The organism is Streptomyces sp. NPDC058632 (genome assembly GCF_042717095.1).
Taxonomy (GTDB): Bacteria; Actinomycetota; Actinomycetes; order Streptomycetales; family Streptomycetaceae; genus Streptomyces.
On record NZ_JBHXQZ010000106.1, the window covers coordinates 1 to 26,469 of the forward strand.

Genomic DNA, 26,469 nt, shown 5'->3' on the forward strand with positions numbered 1-26,469 from the left:
AGGCAGGGCCGGGAGCCGATGTCTCGTCCTCTTCTTCCTTTTCCCCGAGGCCTGTTCCGCCGTTGCCCGGGTTGACTCCGCCGCCGCACGCGGTCGGTGCCTCGGGGCCTTCGTCCCTCCCTCCGGCGCCGGCACCAGGGTCGCCTTTCACCCCGCCCGCGCCCGCGCCGGGCGTTCCTTCCACCCCGCCGGCTCCCGCGCCGGGGGCGTCGTTCACGCCGCCCGCTCCGCCGTCCGGGGGGCCGGGTGCCGTACCGCGGCTTCCGGTGGGCAGCGGGTTCGAGCCGACGCCGGGACCGCCGTCGGCGCCCACGCCGGCGCCGAGCTCCGTTTCGCCTGCGGCTGTGCCGGATCTTCCGGCCGGTGGGTTCGACCGGGACTTCGGCAGCGGTGACCTCGAGAGCGGTGCCACCATCCGCTTCTCCGCCGCCGCGCTGAAGCAGGAGATCCAGGACCGTGAGGCCGAAGCCGCGTCCGTCCCCGCCGGGCCGAAGACGGACGCGGAGCCGGATACGTGGCAGGAGCCCGCTGACGAGCAGGACTCGAACGACAACGGTGAGCGTGCCGGAGACAGCGCCGAGGACACGGGCGAACCCAAGGACGGCGTCGAGGAGGACGACACCGACATCGCCGATGTCCCCGAGCCGTCCGCGGAGGCCGATGACGGCGACGAGCGCGACGCCAGCGACGACTTCGACGAGCACGAGTCGGAGGCGGAGCCCCAGAAGCCCGGGACGGAGACCACGGCCGAGGCGGACGCGCCCGAGCCCGAGGACGCGAAGCCGGCGGACGACGAGCCGGTGGACGAACCCGCGGACGACGCGGTGCGTTCCGCGTCCCGCGCCGTCGGCGAGCCCGAGGACGCCGTGCCTGCCGCGTCCGGCACCTCGGCCCCGGAGGCCTGGATTCCCCCGGCACCGCCGGTCGTGCCGCCCCCGTCGTACCCCGCCGCGCCGGCGCCGGCGAGCCAGTGGCCGGCACAGCCGCAGCAGTCGCCGCAGGTTCCCGCAGCGCCCCCGGCGCCGGTCGCCCCGGAACCGGGGCGGCCGGCGGACGTGGACGCGGGCATGCCTGCCCAGCAGCCTCCGTTCCAGCCACAGGCTCCGCAGCCCGCGCCCGCCGCCTGGAACGCGCCGGGCGGACCGACGCCGCCGCATCAGGCACCCGCCCCGCCCACGCAACAGCCGCAGCAGCCTCCGTTCCAGCCGCAGCCGCCGGTGCAGCAGGCCACTCCGCCGGCCGGATACGGCTTCCCCCAGCCGGGCGCTCCCCTCCCCGGCCCCCAGGCCGGTTACGGCTTCCCGCCCGCCGGCACCGCCCCGACCGCCCCGCCTGCCCCCGCCGCCCCGACTCCCCCGGCTCAGCCGGGCGGTTACGGCTTCCCGCAGCAGCCGCCGGCACCGCAGGAGCACCCACGGCAGCCCGTGCCCCCGCAGGCTCAGCCACAGCAGCCCGGCGTGCCCCCGCAGGCTCAGCCACAGCAGCCCGGCGTGCCCCCGCAGGCTCAGCCACAGCAATCGCAGGCCGCCCAGCAGGGGTTCCCCCTCCAGCAGGCGCATGCCCCGCAGCCCTCGCAGGCCACCGCCCAACCGCCGCACACCGCACCCCAGCCTCCGCAGGCCGGCCGGCCACCCGTCGATCCGCGTGCCGGAGCCGCCTGGCCGCAGCCGATCCAGCACGACCAGCGGCAGCCGACCAACCCCGGTGCCGCGCCGCTCGGTTATACCGCCGCCGTGGAACTCTCGTCGGACCGGCTGCTCAACAGCCGGAAACAGAGGGCCAAGAGCAGCCGTCCCGTGGCGGGCGGGTCACGTTTCAAGCTGGGCGGCAAGAAGGAGGAGGCCGAGCGGCAGCGGAAGCTGGAGCTGATCCGTACTCCGGTGCTCTCCTGCTACCGGATCGCCGTGATCAGCCTCAAGGGCGGCGTCGGCAAGACGACCACGACCACCGCGCTCGGGGCCACCCTCGCCAGCGAGCGGCAGGACAAGATCCTCGCGATCGACGCCAACCCCGACGCCGGTACGCTCGGCCGCCGGGTGCGGCGGGAGACCGGGGCCACCATCCGTGACCTGGTGCAGGCGATCCCGCACCTCCACTCGTACATGGACATCCGGCGGTTCACCTCGCAGGCGCCCTCCGGTCTGGAGATCATCGCCAACGACGTGGACCCCGCCGTCTCGACGACGTTCAACGACGAGGACTACCGGCGGGCGATCGACGTCCTGGGCAGGCAGTACCCGATCATCCTCACGGACTCCGGTACGGGCCTGCTCTACAGCGCCATGCGGGGGGTGCTCGACCTGGCCGATCAGCTCATCATCATCTCGACGCCGTCCGTGGACGGTGCGAGCAGCGCCAGTACGACGCTGGACTGGCTGTCGGCCCATGGGTACGCGGATCTCGTGTCGCGGTCGCTCACGGTCATCTCGGGTGTGCGCGAGACCGGCAAGATGATCAAGGTTGACGACATCGTGTCGCACTTCCAGACGCGATGCCGCGGCGTGATCGTCGTACCGTTCGACGAGCATCTGGCCGCCGGTGCGGAGGTCGACCTCGACATGATGCGGCCGAAGGTGCGGGAGTCGTACTTCCACCTCGCGTCGCTGGTGGCCGAGGACTTCGTCCGGCACCAGCAGTCGCACGGTCTGTGGACCTCCGACGGCAACCCGCCGCCGGTCGCCGCCCCGCCGCTGCCGGGCCAGTACGCCCCGGGTCAGTACGTCCCGGACCAGTACGCCCCTGGGCAGCCCTACACCGGCCAGCAGGCACCGCACCCCCAGCAGCCGCACCCCCATCAGCAGCCGCAACACCCCCAGCAGCCGCAGCCCGGCCGGCCGTACGCCCCGCCCCCGGGACAGCCCTACCCGCAGCCGGGTCACGGTCAGCCTCCGGCACACCCCGGCCAGGGACATCCGCAGGCCGCTCCGGACCGGCCGTACCCCCAGCCGCCCGGTTACGGCTATCCCCAGCCGCCCGGTTACGGCTATCCGCAGCCGGGCGGGACGGATCAGCACGGCCGACCCGGTCAGCACGGTCAGCCCGGAGGCGGGCAGACTCCGCCTCCTCAGGCGGCGCCTCCGCAGCAGTAACCGCCCCGCATGTCACCCGATCGGCCCCTTTCGAGGGACCGGTCCCGTTGTCGGCCCGCACCGTTCGTACACGGTGCGGGCCGTCCCCGTCTCCGGGGCGCAGCACGGCGTCAGGCGCTGGCCAGGAGCGCGTCAGTGGTCTCGACCATTGGGCGCACAGGGCTCGTCAATTCGTTGTTTCCGCAGGCCACATGGGGTGCGTGCGCCGTTGACGCCCACAGATGCCGCTGGTACACACTCAGCACTCACCTGATCAGCCCGTCCTTCCCGTACGAGCGATGACGCGAGGTCAGCGGCCCATGGACACGAACGATCAGTACGGCGGTCACCACGACGACAGGCGTTCCCGCACCCGGCACCGGACCCGTACGCGGGGTGCGGTGCCCCGCCGCATGCGGCTCGCCGCGGCGGCCGGTGCGGCAGCGCTCGTCCTCACTGCCGGGCTCACGACCCCGCTCGACCCGGCGCCGCGGCAGGCCCGGGCGGCCGACGACGGGAAGCGGACGCTGACGGTCGCGGTGGCGCAGAGCGTCGATTCGCTCAGTCCGTTCCTCGCGGTGCGGCTGCTCAGTACGAGCATGCACCGGCTCACGTACGAGTATCTGACCAACTACGCCCCCGAGGACAACCGCGTCGTCCCGGGGCTGGCCACCCAGTGGGAGTCGTCCCCGGACAAGTTGACGTGGACGTACACCATCCGCTCCGACTCGAAGTGGTCGGACGGCGAGCAGGCCACCGCCGAGGACGCGGCATGGACGTTCAACACGATGATGACCGACGAGGGCGCGGCCACGGCGAACGGCAGCTTCGTCGCCAACTTCGAGGAGGTCACGGCGCCGAGCCCGACCGAGCTGGTCATCCGGCTGAAGAAGCCGCAGGCCACGATGACGGCACTGGACGTGCCGATCGTGCCCAGGCATGTGTGGGAGAAGGTCGACGACTTCTCCAAGTTCAACAACGACAAGGACTTCCCCGTCGTCGGCAACGGACCGTTCGTCCTCACCGGCTACAAGGCCGACAGCTACGTGCGGCTGGAGGCCAACAAGGAGTTCTGGCGCGGGGCCCCGAAGTTCGACGAACTGCTCTTCCGGTACTACAAGGACCAGGACGCGGCGGTGTCCGCGCTGCGCAAGGGCGAGGTGTCGTTCGTCGCCGGGTCGCCGTCCCTGACGCCGGCACAGGCGGCCTCGCTCGCGGACGAGAAGAACATCCGCGTCAACGACGCGCCCGGCCGCCGCTTCTACGCCCTGGCGACGAATCCTGGGGCGAAGGCGAAGAACGGCGAGAAGATGGGCGACGGGCATCCCTCGCTGCTGGACCAGCGGGTGCGCAACGCGCTGTTCATGGCGGTCGACCGGAAGGCCGTCGTCGACAAGGTGTTCCAGGGCCACGCGGTGGACGGCGCGGGGTACATCCCGCCGCGCTACACCGATTACTTCTGGGAGCCCTCGGCCGGCCAGGAGTTGGCGTACGACCCCGGGAAGGCGGCCCGACTCCTCGACCGGGCGGGCCTCGTGCGGAACGGGGACGGCAAGCGCGCCGGCAAGGACGGCAAGCCGCTGAACTACCGGATCCTGTGTCACGCCACCGACCCGAACGACAAGGCCATCGGCAAGTACCTCGAGGAGTGGTGGGGCGATCTGGGCATCGGGGTCACACTCGACTGCCTGGACAACGTGACCGATCCCTGGCTCGCCGGTGAGTACGATCTCGCTTTCGACGGCTGGTCGGTCAACCCGGACCCCGACTTCGTCCTGTCGATCCACACCTGCGGGGCACTCCCGGCGACGCCCGAGGACACCGGTGCGACCGACAACTTCATCTGCGACAAGAAGTACGACGAGCTGTACGCACGGCAGTTGGCCGAGTACGACCCCGCCGAACGGGCGAACCTCGTCCGGCAGATGCAGTCGCGGCTGTACGACCTCGGGTACATGAACGTCATGGCGTATCCGAACGCGGTCGAGGCGTACCGCACCGACCGGATCGAGTCGATCACCACGATGCCGGCGAAGGCGGGCAACATCTACGGCCAGGACGGCTACTGGAGCTGGTGGTCCGCGGTGCCGGCGGACTCCGCCGAGGGTGCTGGGGGTTCGTCGTCGACGGGTGTGGTCGTCGGGATCGCGGCGGGTGCCGTCGTCCTCGTGGGCCTCGGAGTGTTCGTGGTGATGCGACGGCGGGCCACGGCCGAGGACCGCGAGTAGACGGGCGGACGGGTACTCATGACCGCCGACGCGACATCCGCTCCGATCGAGGGCCCGGGGACGGGGGTGGCCGCCGGTCCGGTGAAGGACGGGCCGGCGGCCTCCCCCGGGCCGCGTACGCGCACCACCGCGTATCCGCGGTATGTGGCGGGCAAGGTGGCCGGCGCGGCCGTGTCCCTCCTGGCCGTCCTCGTCACCGGTTTCTTCCTCTTCCGGCTGGTCCCGGGCGATCCGGTGAAGTTCATGACCGGCGGCCGCCAGGTATCGGCCGAACAACTTGCTTCCTATCGGAGGGAGTTCGGGCTGGACGTGTCGTTGTGGCAGCAGTTCACGAACTACTGCGGCAAGGCGCTCACCGGCGACCTGGGCACGTCGTACCAGTTCAACGCGCCGGTGGCCGACAAGATCACCGAGGCGCTGCCGAACACGCTGCTGCTCACCGGTACGGCCTTCGTCCTCTACACGGCGCTCGGCATCGTGCTCGGCACCCGGTCGGCGTGGCGGCACGGGCGGCTCGGGGACCGGGTCAACACGGGGCTGGCGCTGGTTCTTTACTCCATCCCGTCCTTCTGGCTCGGGCTGCTGCTGATCATCACGCTGTCGGTGGGCATCGGACCGATTCCGGGACTGTTCCCCACCGGCGGCATGGAGTCGGGCGGCGAGGAGGGTTTCACCCGGGTCCTGGACGTGGCGCACCATCTGGTCCTGCCGGTGGTGACGCTGGTGGCGGTGGAGTACGGGCAGACGCTGCTGGTGACGCGGTCGGCGTTGCTGGACGAGATGGGCAGCGACTATCTGACCACCGCGCGCGCCAAGGGGCTCCGTGACGACCTGGTCCGGCGCCGGCACGCGGTGCCGAACGCGCTGCTGCCGACGGTGACGCTGATCTTCATCAACCTCGGGCGGACGGTGGCCGGGGTGATCCTGGTGGAGACGGTCTTCTCCTGGCCGGGGCTCGGCGGGCTGTTCTACCAGGCGCTGAGCGTGCCCGATCTGCCGCTGGTGCAGGGGCTGTTCTTCGTGTTCGCGGCGGCGGTCATCGCGATGAACACGCTGGCCGATCTGATCTATCCACTGCTCGATCCCCGGGTGGGCCGATGACGACGGACGACGGTACGACGGCCAGGACACCGGCTGCCGCGAGCGCCACGGCCCCCCTGGGTGGTCCGCGCGCGCTCGCGTGGCGGCGGCGCAGGGCCTCGGCGGTGCGCTTCTGGCGGCAGTACCGCACCCACCGGTCCGGCGTCGTCGGCCTGGCCGCGCTCCTGCTCTTCGCGCTGCCGGCCCTGGCCGCCCCTCTCCTGGTCGGCTCCGACGTGGACGACGTGACGGACGCTCCGGGCAGCCCGCTGGAGCGCCCGAGCGCCGGTTTTCCCTTCGGGACCGACCGGTTCGGGCGTGATCTGCTCGGTCTGGTGATCCAGGGTGCGCGGGTGTCGCTGCTCGTGGGGCTGCTCGCCGCCGTGCTGTCGGTGGCGATCGGCACTCTGATCGGGGTGACGGCGGGGCATTTCCGGGGCTGGTACGCGACGGTGATGATGCGGGTCACCGACTGGTTCCTGGTGATGCCCACGCTGGTGCTGGCGATCGCGCTGGCCACCGTGATGTCCCGGTCGCTCGTCACGATCGTGGTGGCGATCGGGGTCACGACCTGGCCGACGACGGCCCGGCTGGTGCGCGCGCAGACCCTGGCGGTGGAGACCCGGCCGTACATCGAACGCGCTCGGGCGCTGGGCGGCGGCCACTGGCATGTGATGTCGCGCCATGTGCTGCCCCATGTGATGCCGCTGGTGCTGGCGCAGACGACCTTGATCATCTCCGCGGCGATCCTCGCGGAGGCGACCCTGGCGTTCCTCGGGCTCGGTGACCCGACGGTGGTGTCGTGGGGCGGGCTGCTCCAGGAAGCGCGGGAGGCGGGTGCGGTCAGCGCCGGGCACTGGTGGTACCTGGTGCCGCCGGGCATCGCGATCGCCATGGTGGCACTGGCATTCACGCTCTGCGGGCGCGCCGTGGAGTCCGTTCTCGACCCCAGGCTGGGGGTGTCCCGTTGAGTCTGCTCGACGTCAGGGACCTGACGGTGACGTACACGGGCGGGGCCGCCGCGGTGCGCGGGGTGGACCTGCGTCTGGAGGCCGGGCAGAAGCTGGGCATCGCCGGGGAGTCGGGCTGCGGCAAGTCGACGCTCGCGCTGGCGCTGCTGCGGCTGCTGCCGTCCGGGACACGGACCGGCGGGAAGATCCTGCTGGACGGCGAGGACGTACTGGCCATGAAGTGGGGCCGGCTGCGGGCGGTCCGCTGGGCCGGGGCCTCCATCGTGTTCCAGGGCGCGATGCACTCCCTCAATCCCGTGCACCGCGTCGGAGACCAGATCGCCGAGCCGGTCCTGCTGCACCGGAGGGCGACCCCGGCGGGGGCCCGCCAGAAGGCCGGCGAGCTGCTGGAGCAGGTCGGCCTGCCGGCCGCCCGGGCGGCCGACCACCCGCACGAGCTGTCCGGCGGTCAGCGCCAACGCGTCATGATCGCGATGGCGCTGGCCTGCGATCCGGTGCTGATCGTCGCGGACGAGCCGACCACCGCGCTCGACGTGATGATCCAGGCGCAGATCCTGCGGCTCATCGAACAGCTGGTGACCGACCGGGCCGTGGGACTGATCATGATCAGTCACGATCTGGCGGTCCTCGCCGACACCTGCGACCGGCTCGCGGTGATGTACGCGGGCCGGGTGGTGGAGGAGGGTCCGGCGCGGCAGGTGCACGAGGCCGCCCGGCACCCGTACGCCCGTGCCCTGTCGACGGCGTTCCCCCGTATCGGCGACCCGGCGTCGCGGTTCGCGCCGCGCGGTCTGGCGGGCGATCCGCCGGACCCGTCGGCGTTGCCGGCCGGGTGCGCGTTCCATCCGCGCTGTCCGGTGGTCCTGGAGTCCTGCGCGGAGGACGACCAGCCGCTGCGGGGGGCGGGGCCGGAACGACGGGCGGCGTGCGTACGGGTCACGGAGGACGTGGCCGAGGAGCCACGGGGCCACCTGCCCCTGGAGGAAGTGAGGCGTACCACCCCATGACGGCCTCCCCCGCTGCCGCCCCCGACCCCTCCGGATCCCCCGGTTCTTCGAGCACCCCGAGCTCCCCCGGCTCCCCCGCCCTCACCGGCTCCCCGCTGCTGAGCGCCCGAGCGGTGCGGGTCGCCTTTCCCGGGCGGCACGGCGTTCCGCCCGCCCGTGCGGTGGACGGCGTCGATCTCGACATCCGGCCCGGTGAAATCGTCGCCCTGGTGGGCGAGTCGGGCTGCGGCAAGACGACCCTGGCCCGCACCCTGCTGGGCCTGGTCGAGCCGACCGCGGGACACGTCTCCTTCGACGGGCGACCGCTCGACTACTCCGGCCGCTCCCTCAAGGCGTACCGCAAGCGGGTCCAGCTGGTCCTGCAGGACCCGAGCGGCTCGCTCAACCCCCGGCACGCGGTGTACGACGCGGTGGCCGAGGGCCTGCGCATCCACGGGTACCGCGGTGACGAGCGGGCGGCGGTCGCACAGGCCCTCTCCCACGCCGGGCTGCGGCCGCCGGAACGCTTCTTCCTGCGCTGCCCGCATGAGCTGTCCGGCGGTCAGCGCCAGCGGGTGGTGATCGCGGGCGCGCTGGTCCTGGAGCCCGAACTCCTCGTCGCGGACGAGCCGGTGGCCTCCCTGGACGCCTCCGCACGCGGTGAGATCCTGGCCCTGCTGCTGCGGCTCCGTGCCGAGCTGGGCCTGTCCGCGCTGGTGGTCACGCACGACCTCGGGCTGGCGTGGAACATCGCCGACCGGGTCGCGGTGATGTATCTCGGTCGGATCGTGGAGACCGGGGCGGTGGAGCAGGTGCTGACCGCGCCCCGGCACCCGTACACCCAGGCCCTGTTGTCGGTACTCCCGAAGGCCCCGGGCGCCCCGGTCGTCCTGACCGGCGAGCCCCCGGATCCCACCCGCGTTCCAGAGGGCTGCCGGTTCCACGCGCGCTGCCAGGTCCTGCTCGGCGGGGAGGCGGACCGGGCGGGCGTCGCGGACGCGTGCCGGACCCGGGACCTGGAGATCCTCGACGGCGGAGGGGGCGGGGGCGGCCAGGTGGCCTGCCACTGGGCGCACGCACGCGAAGCGTGACCCGCTCGGGGCCGCCCGGGTCCCGCGTGCCTGCCTACGGCCTCTCGGCCGCTGCCACCAGTTCCTTGCAGCGCCTGACGTCCGCGGCCATCTGCTCCGTCAGCGCCTCGAGCGAGTCGAACTTCGCCTGGCCGCGGACGAAGGCGAGGAAGTCGACGGCGACGTGGAGGCCGTAGAGGTCCAGGTCGACGCGGTCGATGGCGTACGCCTCGACCGTGCGCTCGGTGCCGTCGAACTGTGGGTTTGTGCCGACGGAGATCGCCGCCGGCATGGCCTCGCCCTGAGCCTGCAGCCAGCCCGCGTAGACGCCGTCGGCGGGGATCGCGGTGTGCGGGAGCGTCTCGACGTTGGCGGTGGGGAAGCCCAGTTCACGGCCGCGCCGGGCGCCGCTGACGACCACGCCCTCCACCCGGTGCGGGCGGCCCAGGATCTCGGCGGCACCCTCGACCTCGCCCTCGGCGATCAGGCGGCGGGTGAGCGTGGAGGAGAAGGGCTCGCCGCCGCCCGCCTCACCGCTGACGTACAGATCCACGACCTCGACCTCGAAGTCGTAGACCTTGCCCTGTTCGGCGAGGAAGTCCACGGTGCCCGCGGCCCGGTGGCCGAAGCGGAAGTTGGGGCCCTCGACGACCGCCTTGGCATGCAGCTTGTCGACCAGGACCTTCCCCACGAACTCGGCCGGCGACAGCTTCGAGAACTCCGTGGTGAAGGGGAGGATCAGGACCGCGTCCACTCCCAGCTCGGCCATGAGTTCGGCGCGGCGGTGGTGCGGGGCGATCAGCGGCGGGTGGCTGCCGGGGCGGACGACCTCGCTGGGGTGCGGGTCGAAGGTGACGACGACCGCGGGGACGCCCAGTTCCCGGGCACGGTCCACGGCATGCCTGATGATCAGCTGGTGCCCGCGGTGGACTCCGTCGTAGGAACCGATGGTGACGACGCTGCGCCCCCGGTCCTGGGGAATGTCCTCCAAGCCACGCCAGCGCTGCACTGCCTGCTCCTTGTCGAAACCTTGTCGGGCCGAGTCCGTGGACTTCTCCTGCGCAGGTCTAAGGGTGCCATGCCGACCGCCGTCGGCTCGCATCGGCACCGGCGCTCCGGCACTGTGACGCTGTGCACTCCCCGTCGCGTCTCCGGCATGATCCACCGGACGGGCTCTCAGGCGGGGGCACCCGCTCCGGCCCGGCACACCACCGAGGGGTTCTCCTCGGCGAGCGCACCGAGCAGCTGTCCGGCCCGCCGGTGCGGACTGCCGGCGAGTGCCTCGGTCAGGACGTCCGGGGCTCGGTGCCGGTGGGTGTGCAGCAGTGCTTGTGCCGCCGTCGCGACCGTGGCGTGCGGGGTGGCGGGCAGCGGCCGTTCGTCCTCGAACCACCGGACAAGGTGCGGGAGTACGGCGACGGGGTCGGCGCTGAACAGGCGGGAGGCCGCGTCCAGGAAGCGGGGGCCGGTCTCGCGCGGGGGGCCGTCGGCGTGGACGAGCCCGCGCAGCAGCTCGAAGCCGGTCTCCAGGGGCAGGGGGAGAGCGGTCCAGAAGGTCGGGCCCAGCTCGCCGGGCACCGGCCGGCGCTGCTGCCGCCAGGCCACGATGCGGTCGGCCAGCAGCCGCAGCACCCCGGTGTAGGGCGCGGCGTCGGGCACGCGCGCGAGGGTCTCGGTGAGCAGCCGGGCGGCCCACCAGGAGCCGGTGCCGGCGTCGAGGGCGTGCACCAGGCCGGCGAGCCGGGAGGCGAGTGGGCCGGTGCCGTGCTGCCGGGCGAGCAGCAGCATGGCCTGCACGACGGGGCCGACGCGGTGGTGCGGAACGGGGACGCGGTCGGAGTCGGGGGCGAGGCCGGGATCGCGAGGGGCGCCGAGGCCACCGTGGACCAGGGTGCGCAGGGCGCCGTCCAGGTCCAGGTGGGTGCCCTGGAGCCAGTCGGCGAGTTCCTCATGGGCGAAGCGGTAGCCGTTCCCGGCGGGGACGAGGAGGCCCTCGGCGAGTACGGAGGAGGCCCAGCCGGTGCCGCCGCCCAGAGCGGCCGGAGCGGGCCCCCAGGGGAACACCGCCTCGAACGCCGCCCGGTCCAGCCCGCCCTGCCCGGGGCCGAGGCTGCGGCGGGCGGCCTCGTGCACCTGTCCGGAGACCCTGGCGGCCAGCCGGCGTACGGCGGTGCCGCGCAGTCCGCTCCCGGCGGCGAGGCGTACGGCCACGCGCAGGCACATCAGGTCCAGGTGGGCGGAGAGGACGTCGTGGCGGTCCGCGCGGGCGTCCGGGGCGTCCGGGGCGTCGGCGAGGGCGGCCCTGACCTCCGCGAGCAGCCGGAGCGTCAGCGGATGCCGGGTGTCGGCCGGGGAGCCCTCCGGGATGCCGTAGCGGGCCCGCGCCTCGATGGCCTCGTCCGCGGTCAGGTCGCCGAGCCGCACACACGCGGGAAGGCCCTCGGCGGTGGGTCCGTCCGAGGACTCGCCCCTGCGCCGGTGCAGCAGCTCCGCCGGAAGGAGCGTGCCCGCGCTCTCCCAGTACTCCGCACGGCACCCCACCACCAGGCGCGCCCCGGTCCGCCGCAGCCACCGCGCCGTCCCGTCGGTCCATTGGGCCAGGCGGCCGGCCAGGACGGGCGGCATCTCCTCGGGGCCGTCGAGGAGGAGCAGCAGAGGGCGGCCGACACCGTGGGCCAGGTCGGCGAGGCGCGCCGGGCCGGTGTCGCCGAGGCCTTCGGGGCCGGCCGGGAACAGGGTGCGGGACGCGGCGACGATGCGGGCGGCCCGGTCGAGCGCCCGGCGGGCCGCGTCGGCGACGGAGAGGTCGTCCTCCCGCAGATCGGCGCCGCGCAGCCACAGCGTGGGACCGCCGACGCGGTGACGGCGGGCGGCGAACGCCGCGAGCTCCGTCGTACGGCCGCTGCCGGGCGGTCCGACGAGGCCGAGGACCGCGGCCGGGCCGCGCTCGAACGCGGTGAACTCCGCGGTGGTGGAAGCTCGTTCCACCGGAACGACGTCTCCGGGGCCGAGGGCGCCCGACGGGCCGTCCTGTCCGGCCGAGGTGGCGGTGAGTTCCAGCACGCCGGCGAGGTTGAGGTCGGTGCCGTACGCCGGGACCGTCGCCGCGTTCTCGGCGAGCAGTGCGGCGAGAGGGCCCGGGGCGGGGCGGAGCGGCACGGCGAAGCCGCCGTCGCGGCCACCGGCGTGGAGCGCGGTGCCGAGGACGCCGAGGACGGCGCCGGTGACGGCGTCGAGCACCGGGCCGCCGGCCGCTCCGCCGCCGGTGCGCAGCGCGTCGCGGCCGGTGGTGCCGATGGCGAGTTCCAGCGCGTCGTCGAGGGTGTGGCAGCGCCCGGTGGTGGTGTACGTCACGGTGGCCGCGCCGAGTACACGCGCTTCGCGCCAGCATCCGGCGGCGATCCGCACGTAGGCGCCGCTGTCGACGCGGTCCCGCGCGGTGACGGGCAGCGGGTCGACGCCGAGCCCCTCGGCACGCAGGAGCGCGAGGCCGAGCTCGGGCAGCGGGGTGACGGCGTCTGCGCCCACGACGCGGTGGCGGTCGCCGGGGGCGCGCAGGACGAGGCCGGGGAGGCCGTCGACGGCCTCGTGGCTGGTGACCAGCGTGCCGCGGTGGTCGGCGGCGAAGGCGAGGCCGCGCGGGCGGCCGGCGAGGTCCTGGACGCGGACGAGGACCTCGGCGGGTGACGGTTCCCGCCGCGCCGGAGGGGCGTGTCCCGGGCCCCGGCCGGCCGGGGCGTGGAGCGGGTCCCGCTCATGACGGGACGGATCGCGCGACGTCATCGTCGAACCTTCATGCCGTGCCTTCGTGCCGTGCCTTCGACTGCCTCGGCCTCGACAGTAGGGCCGGATGATCAGCGAAACAGCACCCTCGGCAAACGCGCCCCCCTTCCACTCCCCCGCTCACTCCGAGCGCCTGCACTTACGGGTGAACGGACAGCCTCAAGTGGACACTCTGGAGGTGGGGGAACCGAGGGGGACCGTGGAGCGGCGGCATGCAATCCCCGTGACACCGCTCCACGGGCGGACCCGGCAGCGCCGGACGTCAGCCGAAGACCGCCAGGCTCTTGGCCTTGCCCCGGTGTTCCTCGACGAGGGCGAGGAAGCTTCCCTCGGGGTCGAAGACGGCGACCGGGCCGGTGCCCGCGTACTCCTCGGGCATCTCCAGGCGCACGCCGTTGGTGAGCAGCCGGGCACGCCGGGCGTCGACGTCCCAGCGGGGGAAGGCCGCCGCGGCGGCCTCCGCGATCGGCAGCACGGTCAGTTCCTGCTGGAGCCGGTCGAGAGTGCGGGCCGTGTCCAGCTTGTACGGGCCGACGCGGGTCCTGCGCAGCACCGTGAGGTGACCGCCGACACCCAGGCCGGCGCCCAGGTCGCGGGCGAGGGCGCGGATGTACGTGCCGGAGGAGCAGACGACGGAGACGACCAGGTCGAGCACCGGCGTGCCGTCCTCGGCGACGGCCGGGCGGACGTCGTACACGGTGAACGAGGAGACGGTGACCGGCCGGGCCGGGATGTCGAACTCCTCGCCCTCGCGGGCCCGCTTGTAGGAGCGCACGCCGTCGATCTTGATGGCGCTGACCTTTGACGGCACCTGCATGATGGCGCCGGTCAGCCGGGCCACCCCGGCGTCGACGGCCTCGCGGGTGACCCCGGAGGCGTCCGTGGAGGAGGTGAGCCCGCCCTCGGCGTCGTCCGTGAGGGTGTTCTGCCCGAGCCGGATGGTGCCCAGGTACTCCTTCTCGGTCAGCGCGAGGTGGCCGAGGAGCTTGGTGGCCCGCTCGATGCCGAGGACGAGGACGCCCGTCGCCATCGGGTCGAGGGTGCCGGCGTGGCCGACGCGGCGGGTCCGGGCGATGCCGCGCATCTTGGCGACCACGTCGTGCGAAGTGAAGCCCGACGGCTTGTCGACGATGACAAGGCCGTCGGGTGTGGTGTGCTTCTGGGTCATTCGGCGGTGTCGTCCGTCTCGGCGTCTTCGGGGTTCTCGGGCTTGCGGTACGGGTCGGCCCCGCCCGCGTACGTGGCGCCCGCGGACGCCTCGCGCACCTTGGCATCGGACTGGCGCGCCTTGTCGAGGAGGTCCTCGATGTTGCGCGCGGTGTCCGGGAGCGCGTCCATGACGAACTCCAGGGTCGGCGTGAACTTCACGCCCGCCGCCCGTCCCACCTCGGAGCGCAGGACGCCCTTGGCGCTCTCCAGGCCCGCCGCGGCGGCCTGGCGCTCCTCGTCGTCCCCGTACACCGTGTAGAAGACGGTCGCCTCCCGCAGGTCACCCGTCACCCGGGTGTCCGTGATGGTGACGTGCGTGCCGAGCCGCGGGTCCTTGATCCCGCGCTGCAGCTTCTGGGCCACCACCTCTCGGATGAGGTCCGCCAGCCTTTTCGCCCGCGCGTTGTCGGCCACTGGTCCGTCTCCCGTTCTTTCCTGTCCGCGTTGTCAAAGCCCCGCGTTCCCGGGGCTGGATTCGTCAGTCGTCCTCGCCGTGGAAGCGCCGTCCGACGGACAGCAGCTCCACCTCGGGGCGCCCGGCGACCAGCCGCTCGCACCGGTCCAGTACGTCGGTCAGGTGCGCCGCGTCGCCGGACACCACCGCCAGGCCGATGACGGCCCTGCGGTAGAGATCCATGTGATCCACCTCGGCCGCGCTCACCGCGTACTTCCGCTGGAGTTCGGCGACGATCGGGCGGACGACGGAGCGCTTCTCCTTCAGCGACCTGACGTCGCCGAGGAGGAGGTCGAAGGACAGCGTCCCCACATACATGCACAACCGGTTCACCCGCCGGTACGGGATCGGTGCCCCCGCCGTCCGTGGTGGGCAGGGACATCAGAACCGTACATCGAAGGGGCGTGCCGATCGACGGATATTACGCTCCGCCGACCGGTCCGCCGGCCCCGGACGCACGAGCCGGCCGGCGGGACAGGGGTCCCGCCGGCCGGCACACACCGTGGGGTGTTACGCCCGCGGCTTCTCGCGCATCTCGTAGGTCGCGATGACGTCGTCGACCTTGATGTCGTTGAAGTTTCCGAGGTTGATACCGCCCTCGAAGCCTTCCCGGATCTCGGTGACGTCGTCCTTGAAGCGTCGCAGACCGACGATGTTGAGGCTCTCCGCGATGACCTTGCCGTCGCGGAGGAGGCGCGCCTTGGTGTTGCGCTTGACCTCGCCGGAGCGGATGAGAACACCCGCGATGTTGCCCAGCTTGGACGAGCGGAAGACCTCGCGGATCTCCGCCGTGCCGAGCTCGACCTCTTCGTACTCCGGCTTGAGCATGCCCTTGAGGGCTGCCTCGATCTCCTCGATCGCCTGGTAGATGACCGAGTAGTACCGGACATCCACGCCTTCGCGCTCGGCCATCTGCTGTGCCCGCCCGGCGGCGCGCACGTTGAAGCCGATCACGATGGCGTCCGAGCCCATCGCCAGGTCGATGTCGGACTCCGTGACCGCACCGACGCCGCGGTGCAGGACGCGGATGTCGACCTCTTCGCCGACGTCCAGCTGGAGCAGCGAGGACTCGAGGGCCTCGACCGATCCGGACGCGTCACCCTTGATGATCAGGTTCAGCTGCTGGATCTCGCCGGCCTTGAGCACCTTGTCCAGGTCCTCCAGCGACACGCGGCGCGTGCGCTTGGCGAACGCGGCGTTGCGCTCACGGGCGGCGCGCTTCTCGGCGATCTGACGGGCCGTACGGTCCTCGTCGACGACGATGAAGTTGTCGCCCGCACCCGGGACGTTGGTCAGGCCCAGGACCTGGACCGGCGTCGACGGGCCGGCCTCGGCGACGTTGTTGCCGTTGTCGTCGAGCATGGCGCGCACGCGGCCGTAGGCGTCGCCCACCACCATCGTGTCGCCGACCCGCAGGGTGCCTCGCTGCACGAGGACGGTCGCCACGGCACCGCGGCCGCGGTCGAGCCGGGACTCGATCGAGATGCCCTGCGCGTCCTGCGTCGGGTTGGCCCGCAGGTCGAGCGAGGCGTCGGCGGTGAGGATGACGGCCTCCAGGAGGCTGTCGATGTGCAGACCCTGCTTGGCGGAGATGTCGACGAACATGGTGTCGCCGCCGTACTCCTCGGCCACCAGGCCGTACTCGGTCAGCTGACCGCGCACCTTGGTCGGGTCGGCGCCCTCGACGTCGATCTTGTTGACCGCGACGACGATCGGGACCTCGGCCGCCTTGGCGTGGTTGAGCGCCTCGACCGTCTGCGGCATGACGCCGTCGTTGGCCGCGACGACCAGGATCGCGATGTCGGTCGACCGCGCACCACGGGCACGCATGGCGGTGAACGCCTCGTGACCCGGGGTGTCGATGAAGGTGATCCTGCGCTCTTCCTCGTTGACCTCGGTCGCGACCTGGTAGGCACCGATGTGCTGGGTGATGCCGCCGGCCTCGCCCGCGATGACGTTCGTCTTGCGGATGGCGTCGAGGAGGCGGGTCTTGCCGTGGTCGACGTGACCCATGACGGTGACGACCGGCGGACGGACCACCAGGTCGTCCTCGCCGCCCTCGTCCTCGCCGAACTCCAGGTCGAAGGACTCGAGCAGCTCGCGGTCCTCCTCCTCCGGGCTGACGATCTGAACCGTGTAGTTCATCTCGCCGGCGAGGAGGTGGAGCGTCTCGTCGGAGACGGACTGGGTCGCGGTGACCATCTCGCCGAGGTTCATCATGACCGCGACGAGCGACGCCGGATTGGCGTTGATCTTCTCCGCGAAGTCGGTGAGCGAGGCACCGCGCGACAGGCGAATGCTCTCGCCGTTGCCGCGGGGCAGCATCACGCCGCCGACCGACGGGGCCTGCATGGCCTCGTACTCCTGGCGCCTCTGCCGCTTCGACTTGCGGCCACGACGGGCCGGACCGCCGGGACGGCCGAAGGCGCCCTGCGTGCCACCACGGCCACCGGGACCGCCGGGACGGCCGCCGAAGCCGGGACGGCCACCGCCGCCACCGAAGCCGCCGCCACCGGGACGACCGGCGAAACCGCCGCCGCCACCGGGACGACCGCCGCCACCGCCGCCACCCGGGCCGGCCGGGCGACCGGCGAAACCGCCGCCGCCACCGGGACGACCGCCGCCGGGACGACCGGCACCGGCCGGACCACGGCCACCGCCGGGACCGCCACCGGGGCGGGGACCGGCAGCCGGACGCTGCGGCATCATGCCGGGGTTGGGACGCGGACCGCCGGGGCCGCCGCCACCGGGACGGGGACCGCCCTGCGGACGCGGCATCGAGCCCGGGGAGGGACGCTGCCCGCCCGGAGTCTGCGGGCGCGGACCGCCACCGCCCTGGCCACCAGGGGCCTGGGGACGGGGACCGCCGCCGGGGGCACCGGGACCGCCGGGACCGCCGGGACGCGCGCCCTGCGGGCGGGGCGCCTGCGGGCGGGCCATACCGGTGGAACCACCGGAGGTGAAGGGATTGTTACCCGGACGCGGGCCGGCCGGGCGTCCACCCGGACGCTGACCGCCGCCACCGGGACGCTGCCCCTGACCGGCCGGACGGCCGCCCTGACCACTCTGACCGCCCTGACCGGCGGGACGACCACCGGGCTTGGGGGCACCGGGACGCGCGCCGGACTTCGGTCCGGCCGGAGCCGGAGCCGGAGCCGGGGACGGAGCCTGAGCGGCGGCCGGCGGGGCCTGGAACTCCGGGGCCGCCGGTGCCGGACGCGGCGCGGGGCGCGGGCCCGGCGTCGGACGCGGACCGGCGGGGGTCGCCGGAGCGGGCGTCGACGGGGCCGCGGGCTGCTGGGCCGCGGGCTGGGCCTCGGGCTGGGCCGCGGCGGGCTTGGGTGCGGCCGGCGGCCGCGGTGCTGCCGGACGTGCCTGCGCCGGGGACGGCGCGGGCCTGGGCGCGGCCTTCCTGGGCGCGCCGGGCTTGGCACCGGACTTGCCGTTGCCCCCGCCCTGCTGGAACGCGTCGGTCAGCTTGCGTACTACGGGCGCTTCGATCGTCGAAGACGCCGAACGGACGAATTCACCGAGCTCCTGGAGCTTGGCCATGACGGCCTTGCTCTCGACACCGAACTCCTTGGCGAGTTCGTAGACCCGGACCTTAGCCACTTCGCTCCTCTGAGGTCCGGGTTGCGTCCGGACCGTCGCTAGTTCATGGGCGTACTCATCGCGTACTCATCGAGTGCTCATCGCAATCTCGACCTGCTTTCGACTCGCGAGGTACCAGGCCGCACGGGGGGTTCCGCACGGCATGTCTTCTTACGGGTTGCTGTCGCAACCCTGTGCCTGCTCGACGTAGTGGCGCAACGCCTTTACGTCGAGCGGTCCCGGGACGCGGAGCGCCCGCGGAAACGCCCTTCGGCGCACCGCCTGGTCAAGACAGACCGGGGCGGGGTGCACGTACGCGCCCCGACCGGGCAGCGTACCGCGTGGATCGGGGATGCACACATCCTCGATCGTCACGATCCGCAGCAGTTCGTTCTTGACCGCTCGCTCCCGGCAGCCCACGCAGGTGCGCTCTGGGCGTGCGCGGGTAGGTGTCCGGCCAGACATTCCTCAGTCTACCTCCCCGGACCGACCTCACCCCTATGGGGCAAGCATCGAACACGTGCCGCGCACAAGACTGTCGTGATTTCAGCGCGCGGCGGCTTGGATCTATTCCCCGGGCTGTTCCGTGTCCGGCCGGATGTCGATCCGCCAGCCGGTCAGGCGGGCGGCCAGGCGGGCGTTCTGCCCCTCCTTGCCGATCGCCAGGGACAGTTGGTAGTCCGGCACGGTCACCCGGGCGGACCGGGCCGCCAGGTCCACGACCTCCACCTTGGTGACGCGTGCCGGGGAGAGCGCGTTGGCCACCATCTCGGCCGGGTCGTCCGACCAGTCGACGATGTCGATCTTCTCGCCGTTCAGCTCGCCCATCACGTTGCGTACGCGGCCGCCCATGGGGCCGATGCAGGCGCCCTTGGCGTTCAGCCCGGACCGGGTGGAGCGGACGGCGATCTTCGTACGGTGGCCGGCCTCGCGGGCGATGGCGGAGATCTCCACCGAGCCGTCGGCGATCTCCGGCACCTCCAGGGCGAAGAGTTTCTTCACCAGATTGGGATGTGTGCGCGACAGGGTGACGGACGGGCCGCGCACGCCCTTCGCCACCCGGACGACGTAGCTGCGCAGCCGCAGTCCGTGCGCGTAGGTCTCGCCGGGCACCTGCTCCTGCACCGGCAGGATGGCCTCCAGCTTGCCGATGTCGACCAGGACGTTCTTCGGGTCGCGGCCCTGCTGGACCACGCCGGTGACGATGTCGCCCTCACGGCCGGCGTACTCGCCCAGCGTCGCGTCGTCCTCGGCGTCGCGCAGGCGCTGCAGGATGACCTGCTTGGCCGTGGTGGCGGCGATACGGCCGAAGTCGGACGGGGTGTCGTCGAACTCTCGGGCCTCCTGGCCCTCGTCGAGGTCCTCGGGGTCCTCCTTCGCCCACACCGTCACGTGTCCGGTCTCCCGGTCGAGTTTCACGCGCGCGTGGCGGCGGCTTCCCTCGGTGCGGTGGTAGGCGATGAGGAGGGCCGATTCGATTGCCTCGACCAGCAGGTCGAAGGAGATCTCCTTCTCCCGTACCAAACCCCGCAGGGCGCTCATGTCGATGTCCACGGCTACGCCTCCTCTTCCGTCTCGTCGTTGGTGTCGTTGGTGTTGTGCACGACGTCGTTCGCGTCCTGCGCGGCGTACCTGTCGTCCTTGCGGTTGAACTCGACCTGGACGCGCGCCCTGCCGATCCCGTCGAAGGCGAGCCGGCGCGCGGTGGGCCTGCGGCCCTTGACGCCGGGCACTTCGAGGTCGAGGCCCTCGTCGTCGGTGCGCAGGATCCGGGCGGTCAGTTCGTCGCCCGTCGTCAGCCGGAAGCTCACCAGGCGGCCCGTGGCGCGCACGTAGTGCCGGTGCTCGGTGAGGGGGCGCTCGGCGCCCGGGGTGCCGACCTCGAGGGTGTACTCGCCGCTGCCCATCACGTCGGTCTCGTCGAGCTTCGCCGAGAGCGCGCGGCTCACATCGGCGATCCGGTCCAGATCCGCGCCGGAGTCCGAGTCCACGACCACGCGCAGCACCCGCTTGCGGCCGACCGCGTCCACGGCGACCTCCTCGAGATCGAGGCCCTGCGAGCTGACGAGCGGTTCCAGAAGTTCTCGAAGCCTCTCGCTCTGGGTGCTGCTCATCCGGGTGACTCCTCGGCCGCGTGTGCTGTTGTGGTGTGGGGCGCGTGTCTGGTCAAAGGGTATCCGGTCGCGGGGGGTGATGCCGTCCACCCGGTCACGGAGGGTGCCGCTGAGCGCCGTCGGGGAGATGCACAGGTACCGTGATCACGGGACCGGGCCCTGCCGTCGCCCGGCAGACGGGAGTACGGCGACAGCGCCTGGGGGTCCCACTTCCGTCGCCACGTTCCGTACGAGCCCCCGAGGACGTCTGCCGTGCCGTTCCCCCACGCTCCGCGCGCCCGTACGGGACCGCGCAGAAGGAGCCTGCTCGCCGTCGCCCCGGCGGCCCTGTTCGCGGCGGGCTGTTCCGCCGCGGCCGAGGATTCCGGCCCCACCGCCGGCAGCCGTCCCCCGGCCGGCGAGCGGGCACGCGCGCGTGCGGCGCGCGACAGCAGGGAGCTGGCCGAGCGGTACGACGCCGTGATCGCGGCGCACGCCGGGCTCGCCCAGCGGCTGGGTCCGCTGCGCGAGGACGCCGTGCGGCACGCGAAGGCCTTCGAGAGTTTCGAGACCTCGGCGGGTGCGGCGTCGCCCTCGCCCGAGTCGCCGGCGCCCACCGGGGCAGGGCCGTCCGCCTCGTCACCGGTGCCGGTGCCGGTGCCGGTGCCCGCGAAGGAGAAGGACGCCCTCGCCGGGCTCGCCGCCGCCGAGCGGGAGATCGCCGACCGGCGTCTGGAGGCACTGCTCGACGCGCCGGCCGAGCTGGCCAGGCTGCTGGCCTCGGTGGCGGCGGCCGGGGCCGCACACGTGTTCCTGCTGACGGAGGGCTGACGGGTGAGCGAGGCGAAGGACCGGGAGCTGCGGGCGCTGCAGGGTGCCCTGGCGGCGGAGCACGCGGCGGTGTACGGCTACGGGGTCGTCGGCGGGCTGATCGCCGACAACCGGCGTGCGGACGCGCGCGCGGCGTACGACGCGCACCGCGCGCGTCGGGACACGCTGGTGCGCGAGGTGAAGGACACCGGCGCCGAGCCCGTGGCGGCGGCCGCGGGGTACGCGCTGCCGTTCCAGGTGCCGGACTCGCCCGCGGCCGTGCGGCTCGCGACGGAGCTGGAGAACCGGGTGGCCGGGGTGTACGCGGACCTGGTGCGCGCGAGCGGGGGCGAGCGGCGCCGTGTGGCGGCCGAGGCGCTGCGGGAGGCCGCGGTGCGGGCGGTGCGCTGGGGCGGGGAGAGCGTAGCCTTCCCTGGACTCGCCGAGCGGGCCGAACCGTCCTCGGGGGCTCCGTCGACGCCTGCGGTGTGACGGGACCGCGCGCGGGCGTGCCGGGGCGGTGTGAAGGGACGGCGGCAGGTGCCGCGCACAGCACGAAGGGTACGAAGGGAACGACTCGCGCATGGTCTTCGAACCGCCGCAGCGTCTGGTGAGGGCACTGGGTGAGACGGCTCCCGACGGCGGTGCGGACTGGCTGGAGAAGCTGCCCGGGGCGGCGCGCGAGGCCGTCGCACTGCGCGGGCTGACCGTGGAACGGGTGCAGGTGCCGGGGGGACGCAGCAGCCTGGTGGTGTTGGTGCGGACCGCCGACGACCTGCCCGCCGTGCTGAAGCTGGCCCCGGCGCGGGCCCGGCCGGAGAGCGAGCGGGCCGCGCTGGCCCACTGGAACGGCCTGGGCGCGGTCCGGTTGCTGGAGCCCTTCGCCGCGGACGGGGCGCTGCTGCTGGAGCGGCTGCATCCGGATGTCTCGGTGCGGTCCCTGCCGGAGGCGAAGGCACTGCTCGAGGCCGCCGGGACGCTGCGGCGGCTGTGGGTGGAGCCGCCCGCCGGGGACACCCCTCACGTCTTCGAGACGGTGGCCGAGCGGACCGGCCGGCAGGCCGAGGCCATGCGGACGGGTGCCGCCGGCGACCCGGAGGTGACGTCGCTGGTCTCGGCGGCGCTGGCGGCCCGCGAGGAACTGCTGGCCGGGCCGCCCGAGCACCGGCTGCTGCACGGCACCTTCCGGCAGAGCAAGGTGCTTTCCGCCGAGCGGATGCCGTGGCTGGCGGTGGGCCCGGACCCGGTGGTCGGGGAGTGCGCCTTCGACCTGGCCCGGCTGGTCCGCGACCGGGTGGAGGACCTGGTCGCCCAGCCGTCCGGCGCGGCGACGACCCGCCGCCGGGTGAAGCGCCTGGCGGAGTCCCTGGAGATCGACCAGGCGCGTCTGCGCGGCTGGACCCTGTTCCGCGCGGTGGAGTCCGGCGTACGCGCCCGCCGCGTCGGCCGCGACCGGGACGCGGAGCTGCTCCTGGAGTTCGCGAGCTGGCTCTGACACCGCGCGGGAACGCCGGAGCCCGCGCCGGAGACGGTTCCGCGCGGGCTCCTGGTGGTGGTGTGGTCAGGCCGTGAGGCGGGTGATCGCCTCGGCCACGGTGAGTTCCTCGCGTTCGCCGGTGCGGCGGTCCTTCAGTTCGACGATGCCCTCGGCGGAGCGGCGGCCGGCGACCAGGATCTGCGGGACGCCGATCAGCTCGGAGTCGGTGAACTTCACGCCCGGCGAGACACCCGCGCGGTCGTCGACCAGGACGCGGACGCCGGCGGCTGCGAGCCGGCCGGAGACGTCGAGGGCGAGTTCGGTCTGCAGGGCCTTGCCGGCGGCGACCACGTGGACGTCGGCCGGGGCAACCTCCTTGGGCCAGCACAGGCCCTTGTCGTCGGCGGTCTGCTCGACCAGGGCGGCCACCGCGCGGGAGACGCCGATGCCGTAGGAGCCCATGGTGACGCGGACGGGCTTGCCCTGTTGACCGAGGACGTCGAGCTTGATGGCGTCGGCGTACTTGCGGCCCAGCTGGAAGATGTGGCCGATCTCGATGGCGCGGTCGAGCCGGAGTCCGGTGCCGCACCGGGGACAGGGGTCGCCCTCGTCGACCACCACGACGTCCACGTACGCGTCGACCTCGAAGTCACGGCCGGCGACCACGTTCTTGGCGTGGGTGTCGGCCTTGTTGGCCCCGGTGATCCAGGCGGTGCCGGGTGCCACGCGCGGGTCGGCGATGTAGCGGACCTTCTCCAGACCCTGCGGGCCGACGTAGCCGCGCACCAGGTCGGGGCGGCCGACGAAGTCCTCGGCGGTGACCAGTTCGACGGCGGCCGGGGCGAAGTGCGCCTCGACCTTGCCCAGGTCGACCTCCCGGTCACCGGGGACGCCCACGGCGACGATCTCGCCGTCGACCTTGACCAGCAGGTTCTTCAGCGTGGCCGAGGCGGGGACGCCGAGCGAGGCGGCGAGGGTCTCGATGGTGGGGGTGTCGGGCGTCGGGATGTCCTCGGCGGCCGGCACGGCGGAACCGTCGACGGGCTTGAGCTCGTAGGAGATCGCCTCGGTGTTCGCGGCGAAGTCGCAGTTCGGGCAGTCCGCGAAGGTGTCCTCGCCGGCCTCGGCGGGGGCGAGGAACTCCTCGGACTTCGAGCCGCCCATGGCACCGGCGATGGCGGCGCAGATGCGGTAGTCGAGGCCGAGGCGCTCGAAGATCCGCTGATACGCCCGGCGGTGCAGACCGTAGGACTGACCCAGGCCCTCGTCGTCGAGGTCGAAGGAGTAGGAGTCCTTCATCAGGAACTCGCGGCCGCGCAGGACGCCCGCGCGGGGGCGGGCCTCGTCGCGGTACTTGCTCTGGATCTGATAGAGGGTCACCGGCAGGTCCTTGTAGGAGGACACCTGGTCCTTCACCAGGAGGGTGAAGATCTCCTCGTGGGTGGGGCCGAGGAGGTAGTCGCCGCCCTTGCGGTCCTGGAGGCGGAACAGCTCGGGGCCGTACTCCTCCCAGCGGCCGGTCGCCTCGTAGGGCTCACGCGGCAGGATGGCGGGGAGGAGTACCTCCTGGGCTCCGATGGCGTCCATCTCCTCGCGGACGACGCGTTCGACGTTGGCGAGGACCTTCTTGCCGAGGGGCAGCCAGCTCCAGATGCCGGCGGCGGTGCGGCGTACATAGCCGGCGCGGACGAGCAGCTTGTGACTGAGGACCTCGGCGTCCGCCGGGTCGTCGCGCAGCGTCTTCGCCATCAACTGGGACATGCGCTGGACCGGTGTGTTCGCCATGATTCTCGTACTCCTGCTGCGTCTGGGTGATGACGGGAGGTTAGCCGGGCGGGACCGGACGGTGGAAATCGTTATCGGCGAAGGAGTGGCAAAGGGGCGCCCATCACGGCATACGGCTTGGGGGCGCTGGGGAAGTGGACGCGGCGGGCGAGGTCGTCGTAGCCGAGGGAGCGGTACAGGCGGCGGGCGGGGCTCTCGATGTCGATGGCGGAGAGGATCGAGCGGGGCTCCTCGGCGCCGTCGGTGATCGTGGTGATCAGGGAGCGGCCGATGCCGTGCTTCTGGTGGCGCGGGTGGACGTGGAGTTCGGTGATGACGAAGGAGCCGTCGAGCCAGTCGTCGTGGCCCCGGGCGCGCAGATGTGGCTCGACGACCGTGGACCACCAGTGGGCGCGGTCGTTGGGCATGCCGTAGACGAAGCCGACGAGACGGCCGGCGACGGTGGCCCCGAAGGCTCTGGCGCCCGGCAGGGTCATGTGGCGCAGCACGATCTGCCGGCGTACGGCCACCTCGTCGGGGCCGAGGCCGAACGCCTTCGCCTGGACCGCCAGCGCCTCGTCGACGTGGGCGGCGAGGTCGAGAGGGCCGATCACGATGTCGTCGGGGCGGGGCCCGTGACCGGGAAAGCGCAGCATGCCGGGGAGACTACAGGGGGCTGTGGGAGACCGTGGAGTCAGAACAGGATGCTCATGAACTCGCCGACCTCCTGGAACCCCACCCGCTGGTAGGTCCGGCGCGCGGCGGTGTTGAAGTCGTTGACGTAGAGGCTCGCCACGGGGGCGACGTCCGCGAGGGCGTAGCGGAGTACGGCCGCCATGCCGGGGGCGGCGACTCCCCTGCCCCGGTGTTCGGGGGCCACCCATACGCCCTGGATCTGGCAGGTGCGGTCGGTGGCGGCACCGATCTCGGCCTTGAAGACGACCTTGCCGTCGGCGTCGAAGCGGGCGAAGGAGCGTCCGGCACCGACGAGTTCGGCGACCCGGGCCTGGTAGAGCAGGCCGCCGTCACCGGCCAGCGGGGAGATCCCGACCTCCTCGGTGAACATCGCCACACAGGCCGGCATGATCTTTTCCATCTCGTCCTTGCGGACGCGGCGGACGTAGGGGTCCGGGGCGATGTCGTCGGGCAGGCGGTCGGTGACCATCAGGGGCTGGTGGGCGCGGACCTCGCGGGCGGGGCCCCACTGGGGTTCGAGGAGCCGCCACAGTGCGGCGGTGGGCGTCGCGGGGCCGACGACGGAGGAGCAGCGGCGGCCGGCCCGGCGGGCGCGGTCGGCGAAGGCGCGGACGGCCCGGGGGGTGGCGCAGATGGGGACCAGGTTGGCGCCCGCGTAGCACAGGGAGGTGAGCATGCCGCCCTCGTACCAGCCCCACATCTCGCCACCGAGACGCCACGGGTCCAGGCCCGCGACCTGCACCCGGGATGCCACGAAGGCGTTCGCCACCGGCTCGCGGTCGAGGATGGCGAGGGCGGCGTCCAGGTCGCTCGGTGCGAGGACCCGGGAGGTGGTCTGCGTCAACACGTGCGGGGGGCCTCACACACTTGGGTCTGCTGGTTTCCGCACTGTACCCGCCGAATTTGTGTGCTGCCGCCCCGCGGGAGGGAAACGGTCCCGCCCGGGGTTTCCCGGGCGGGAAGCACCGAAGGGCCGGTCGGCCCGAGCGGGCAGACCGGCCTGGCGGCGTGGCGGGTACGGCGGCCTGGCGGGCTTCGTCAGCCGGCGACCGAGATCCGGGGTTCACCGGAGGTCACGCCGTCGGCCTCCATCTGCTCGGCGATCTTCATGGCTTCCTCGATGAGGGTCTCCACGATCTTCGACTCCGGGACGGTCTTGATCACTTCGCCCTTCACGAAGATCTGCCCC

At 72.9% G+C, this 26,469-nt stretch carries 21 protein-coding genes and 1 pseudogene; 9 read left to right on the plus strand and 13 right to left on the minus strand.

The window, feature by feature from the left end; translation table 11 throughout:
• Nucleotides 1–344 precede the first annotated feature (344 nt).
• The 6 genes from ACFWVE_RS29965 (at nt 345) to ACFWVE_RS29990 (ending at nt 9,424) form a co-directional block, all read left to right on the plus strand.
• Nucleotides 345–3,089, plus strand: a complete 2,745-nt coding sequence (locus tag ACFWVE_RS29965) for an AAA family ATPase (RefSeq protein WP_384020653.1) — start codon at nt 345–347, stop codon at nt 3,087–3,089.
• Nucleotides 3,090–3,388: 299 nt separating this feature from the next.
• Nucleotides 3,389–5,296, plus strand: coding sequence for an ABC transporter substrate-binding protein (locus tag ACFWVE_RS29970; RefSeq protein ID WP_384020656.1), 1,908 nt, complete (start codon nt 3,389–3,391; stop codon nt 5,294–5,296).
• A gap of 18 nt (nt 5,297–5,314) precedes the next feature.
• Nucleotides 5,315–6,397: an ABC transporter permease gene (locus tag ACFWVE_RS29975; protein ID WP_384020659.1), complete on the plus strand. Its 1,083-nt coding sequence runs from the start codon at nt 5,315–5,317 to the stop codon at nt 6,395–6,397.
• Entirely contained in the window at nt 6,394–7,347 is a 954-nt protein-coding gene (locus tag ACFWVE_RS29980) for an ABC transporter permease (protein WP_384020662.1), read from the plus strand. Before ACFWVE_RS29975 ends, ACFWVE_RS29980 begins: the two co-directional genes overlap by 4 nt.
• A complete protein-coding gene (locus tag ACFWVE_RS29985) occupies nt 7,344–8,354 on the plus strand; it encodes an ABC transporter ATP-binding protein (protein WP_384020665.1) in 1,011 nt (336 codons plus the stop codon). Before ACFWVE_RS29980 ends, ACFWVE_RS29985 begins: the two co-directional genes overlap by 4 nt.
• Nucleotides 8,351–9,424, plus strand: coding sequence for an ABC transporter ATP-binding protein (locus ACFWVE_RS29990; protein WP_384020668.1), 1,074 nt, complete (start codon nt 8,351–8,353; stop codon nt 9,422–9,424). Before ACFWVE_RS29985 ends, ACFWVE_RS29990 begins: the two co-directional genes overlap by 4 nt.
• Before the next feature lie 34 nt (nt 9,425–9,458).
• On the opposite strand, the gene ACFWVE_RS29995 is transcribed toward ACFWVE_RS29990, so the two are convergent.
• The 9 genes from ACFWVE_RS29995 to rimP form a co-directional block, all read right to left on the minus strand.
• Nucleotides 9,459–10,412, minus strand: coding sequence for a bifunctional riboflavin kinase/FAD synthetase (locus ACFWVE_RS29995; RefSeq protein ID WP_384020671.1), 954 nt, complete (start codon nt 10,410–10,412; stop codon nt 9,459–9,461).
• 167 nt (nt 10,413–10,579) lie between these two features.
• A complete protein-coding gene (locus ACFWVE_RS30000; RefSeq protein ID WP_384020674.1) occupies nt 10,580–13,186 on the minus strand; it encodes a serine protease in 2,607 nt (868 codons plus the stop codon).
• A 262-nt stretch (nt 13,187–13,448) separates the two neighbouring features.
• A complete protein-coding gene (gene truB, locus ACFWVE_RS30005; RefSeq protein WP_384020677.1) occupies nt 13,449–14,354 on the minus strand; it encodes a tRNA pseudouridine(55) synthase TruB in 906 nt (301 codons plus the stop codon).
• Nucleotides 14,351–14,809, minus strand: coding sequence for a 30S ribosome-binding factor RbfA (gene rbfA, locus ACFWVE_RS30010; RefSeq protein ID WP_384020680.1), 459 nt, complete (start codon nt 14,807–14,809; stop codon nt 14,351–14,353). Before rbfA ends, truB begins: the two co-directional genes overlap by 4 nt.
• Nucleotides 14,810–14,873: 64 nt before the next feature.
• Nucleotides 14,874–15,167 carry a DUF503 domain-containing protein gene (locus tag ACFWVE_RS30015; protein ID WP_384020683.1) on the minus strand — a complete coding sequence of 98 codons (294 nt, stop codon included), beginning with the start codon at nt 15,165–15,167 and terminating at the stop codon, nt 14,874–14,876.
• A 192-nt stretch (nt 15,168–15,359) separates the two neighbouring features.
• The gene (infB, locus tag ACFWVE_RS30020) at nt 15,360–18,461 is read right to left on the minus strand and encodes a translation initiation factor IF-2 (RefSeq protein ID WP_384020686.1); all 3,102 of its coding nucleotides are present in this window, start codon (nt 18,459–18,461) and stop codon (nt 15,360–15,362) included.
• Between the two features lie 150 nt (nt 18,462–18,611).
• Nucleotides 18,612–18,905 (minus strand): YlxR family protein, encoded by a 294-nt coding sequence (locus ACFWVE_RS30025; protein WP_384020688.1) that lies wholly within the window; start codon nt 18,903–18,905, stop codon nt 18,612–18,614.
• A gap of 102 nt (nt 18,906–19,007) precedes the next feature.
• The gene (gene nusA / locus ACFWVE_RS30030; protein WP_384020691.1) at nt 19,008–19,994 is read right to left on the minus strand and encodes a transcription termination factor NusA; all 987 of its coding nucleotides are present in this window, start codon (nt 19,992–19,994) and stop codon (nt 19,008–19,010) included.
• Nucleotides 19,995–19,996: 2 nt separating this feature from the next.
• Complete coding sequence (gene rimP, locus ACFWVE_RS30035; RefSeq protein WP_384020694.1) at nt 19,997–20,554, minus strand: ribosome maturation factor RimP; 558 nt, start codon at nt 20,552–20,554, stop codon at nt 19,997–19,999.
• A 252-nt stretch (nt 20,555–20,806) separates the two neighbouring features.
• Between rimP and ACFWVE_RS30040 the strand changes: the two genes are divergently transcribed.
• From ACFWVE_RS30040 to ACFWVE_RS30050, 3 genes are all read left to right on the plus strand, one after another.
• On the plus strand, nt 20,807–21,364 hold the full coding sequence (locus ACFWVE_RS30040) for a hypothetical protein (protein ID WP_384020697.1): 558 nt from the start codon (nt 20,807–20,809) through the stop codon (nt 21,362–21,364).
• A gap of 3 nt (nt 21,365–21,367) precedes the next feature.
• Nucleotides 21,368–21,835, plus strand: coding sequence for a ferritin-like domain-containing protein (locus ACFWVE_RS30045; protein ID WP_384020700.1), 468 nt, complete (start codon nt 21,368–21,370; stop codon nt 21,833–21,835).
• 91 nt (nt 21,836–21,926) lie between these two features.
• Entirely contained in the window at nt 21,927–22,838 is a 912-nt protein-coding gene (locus ACFWVE_RS30050) for an aminoglycoside phosphotransferase family protein (RefSeq protein ID WP_384020703.1), read from the plus strand.
• 66 nt (nt 22,839–22,904) lie between these two features.
• On the opposite strand, the gene ACFWVE_RS30055 is transcribed toward ACFWVE_RS30050, so the two are convergent.
• The 4 genes and pseudogenes from ACFWVE_RS30055 to ACFWVE_RS30070 all read right to left on the minus strand — a co-directional run.
• Complete coding sequence (locus tag ACFWVE_RS30055) at nt 22,905–24,605, minus strand: proline--tRNA ligase (RefSeq protein WP_384020706.1); 1,701 nt, start codon at nt 24,603–24,605, stop codon at nt 22,905–22,907.
• A gap of 71 nt (nt 24,606–24,676) precedes the next feature.
• On the minus strand, nt 24,677–25,240 hold the full coding sequence (locus tag ACFWVE_RS30060; RefSeq protein WP_384020709.1) for a GNAT family N-acetyltransferase: 564 nt from the start codon (nt 25,238–25,240) through the stop codon (nt 24,677–24,679).
• A 38-nt stretch (nt 25,241–25,278) separates the two neighbouring features.
• Complete coding sequence (locus ACFWVE_RS30065; RefSeq protein WP_384020712.1) at nt 25,279–26,127, minus strand: GNAT family N-acetyltransferase; 849 nt, start codon at nt 26,125–26,127, stop codon at nt 25,279–25,281.
• Nucleotides 26,128–26,318: 191 nt separating this feature from the next.
• Nucleotides 26,319–26,469, minus strand: a pseudogene (locus ACFWVE_RS30070) (4-hydroxy-3-methylbut-2-en-1-yl diphosphate synthase); the annotation flags it as partial.

Coding starts and splice junctions, on each gene's coding strand:
- ACFWVE_RS30055 (WP_384020706.1), bottom strand. CDS start 24,605: ATGGCGAACACACCGGTCCAGCGCATGTCCCAGTTGATGGCGAAGACG.
- ACFWVE_RS29970 (WP_384020656.1), top strand. CDS start 3,389: ATGGACACGAACGATCAGTACGGCGGTCACCACGACGACAGGCGTTCC.
- ACFWVE_RS29980 (WP_384020662.1), top strand. CDS start 6,394: ATGACGACGGACGACGGTACGACGGCCAGGACACCGGCTGCCGCGAGC.
- ACFWVE_RS29975 (WP_384020659.1), top strand. CDS start 5,315: ATGACCGCCGACGCGACATCCGCTCCGATCGAGGGCCCGGGGACGGGG.
- ACFWVE_RS30015 (WP_384020683.1), bottom strand. CDS start 15,167: ATGTATGTGGGGACGCTGTCCTTCGACCTCCTCCTCGGCGACGTCAGG.
- ACFWVE_RS30000 (WP_384020674.1), bottom strand. CDS start 13,186: ATGACGTCGCGCGATCCGTCCCGTCATGAGCGGGACCCGCTCCACGCC.
- ACFWVE_RS29990 (WP_384020668.1), top strand. CDS start 8,351: ATGACGGCCTCCCCCGCTGCCGCCCCCGACCCCTCCGGATCCCCCGGT.
- truB (WP_384020677.1), bottom strand. CDS start 14,354: ATGACCCAGAAGCACACCACACCCGACGGCCTTGTCATCGTCGACAAG.
- ACFWVE_RS30025 (WP_384020688.1), bottom strand. CDS start 18,905: ATGTCTGGCCGGACACCTACCCGCGCACGCCCAGAGCGCACCTGCGTG.
- ACFWVE_RS30050 (WP_384020703.1), top strand. CDS start 21,927: ATGGTCTTCGAACCGCCGCAGCGTCTGGTGAGGGCACTGGGTGAGACG.
- ACFWVE_RS30060 (WP_384020709.1), bottom strand. CDS start 25,240: ATGCTGCGCTTTCCCGGTCACGGGCCCCGCCCCGACGACATCGTGATC.
- rimP (WP_384020694.1), bottom strand. CDS start 20,554: ATGAGCAGCACCCAGAGCGAGAGGCTTCGAGAACTTCTGGAACCGCTC.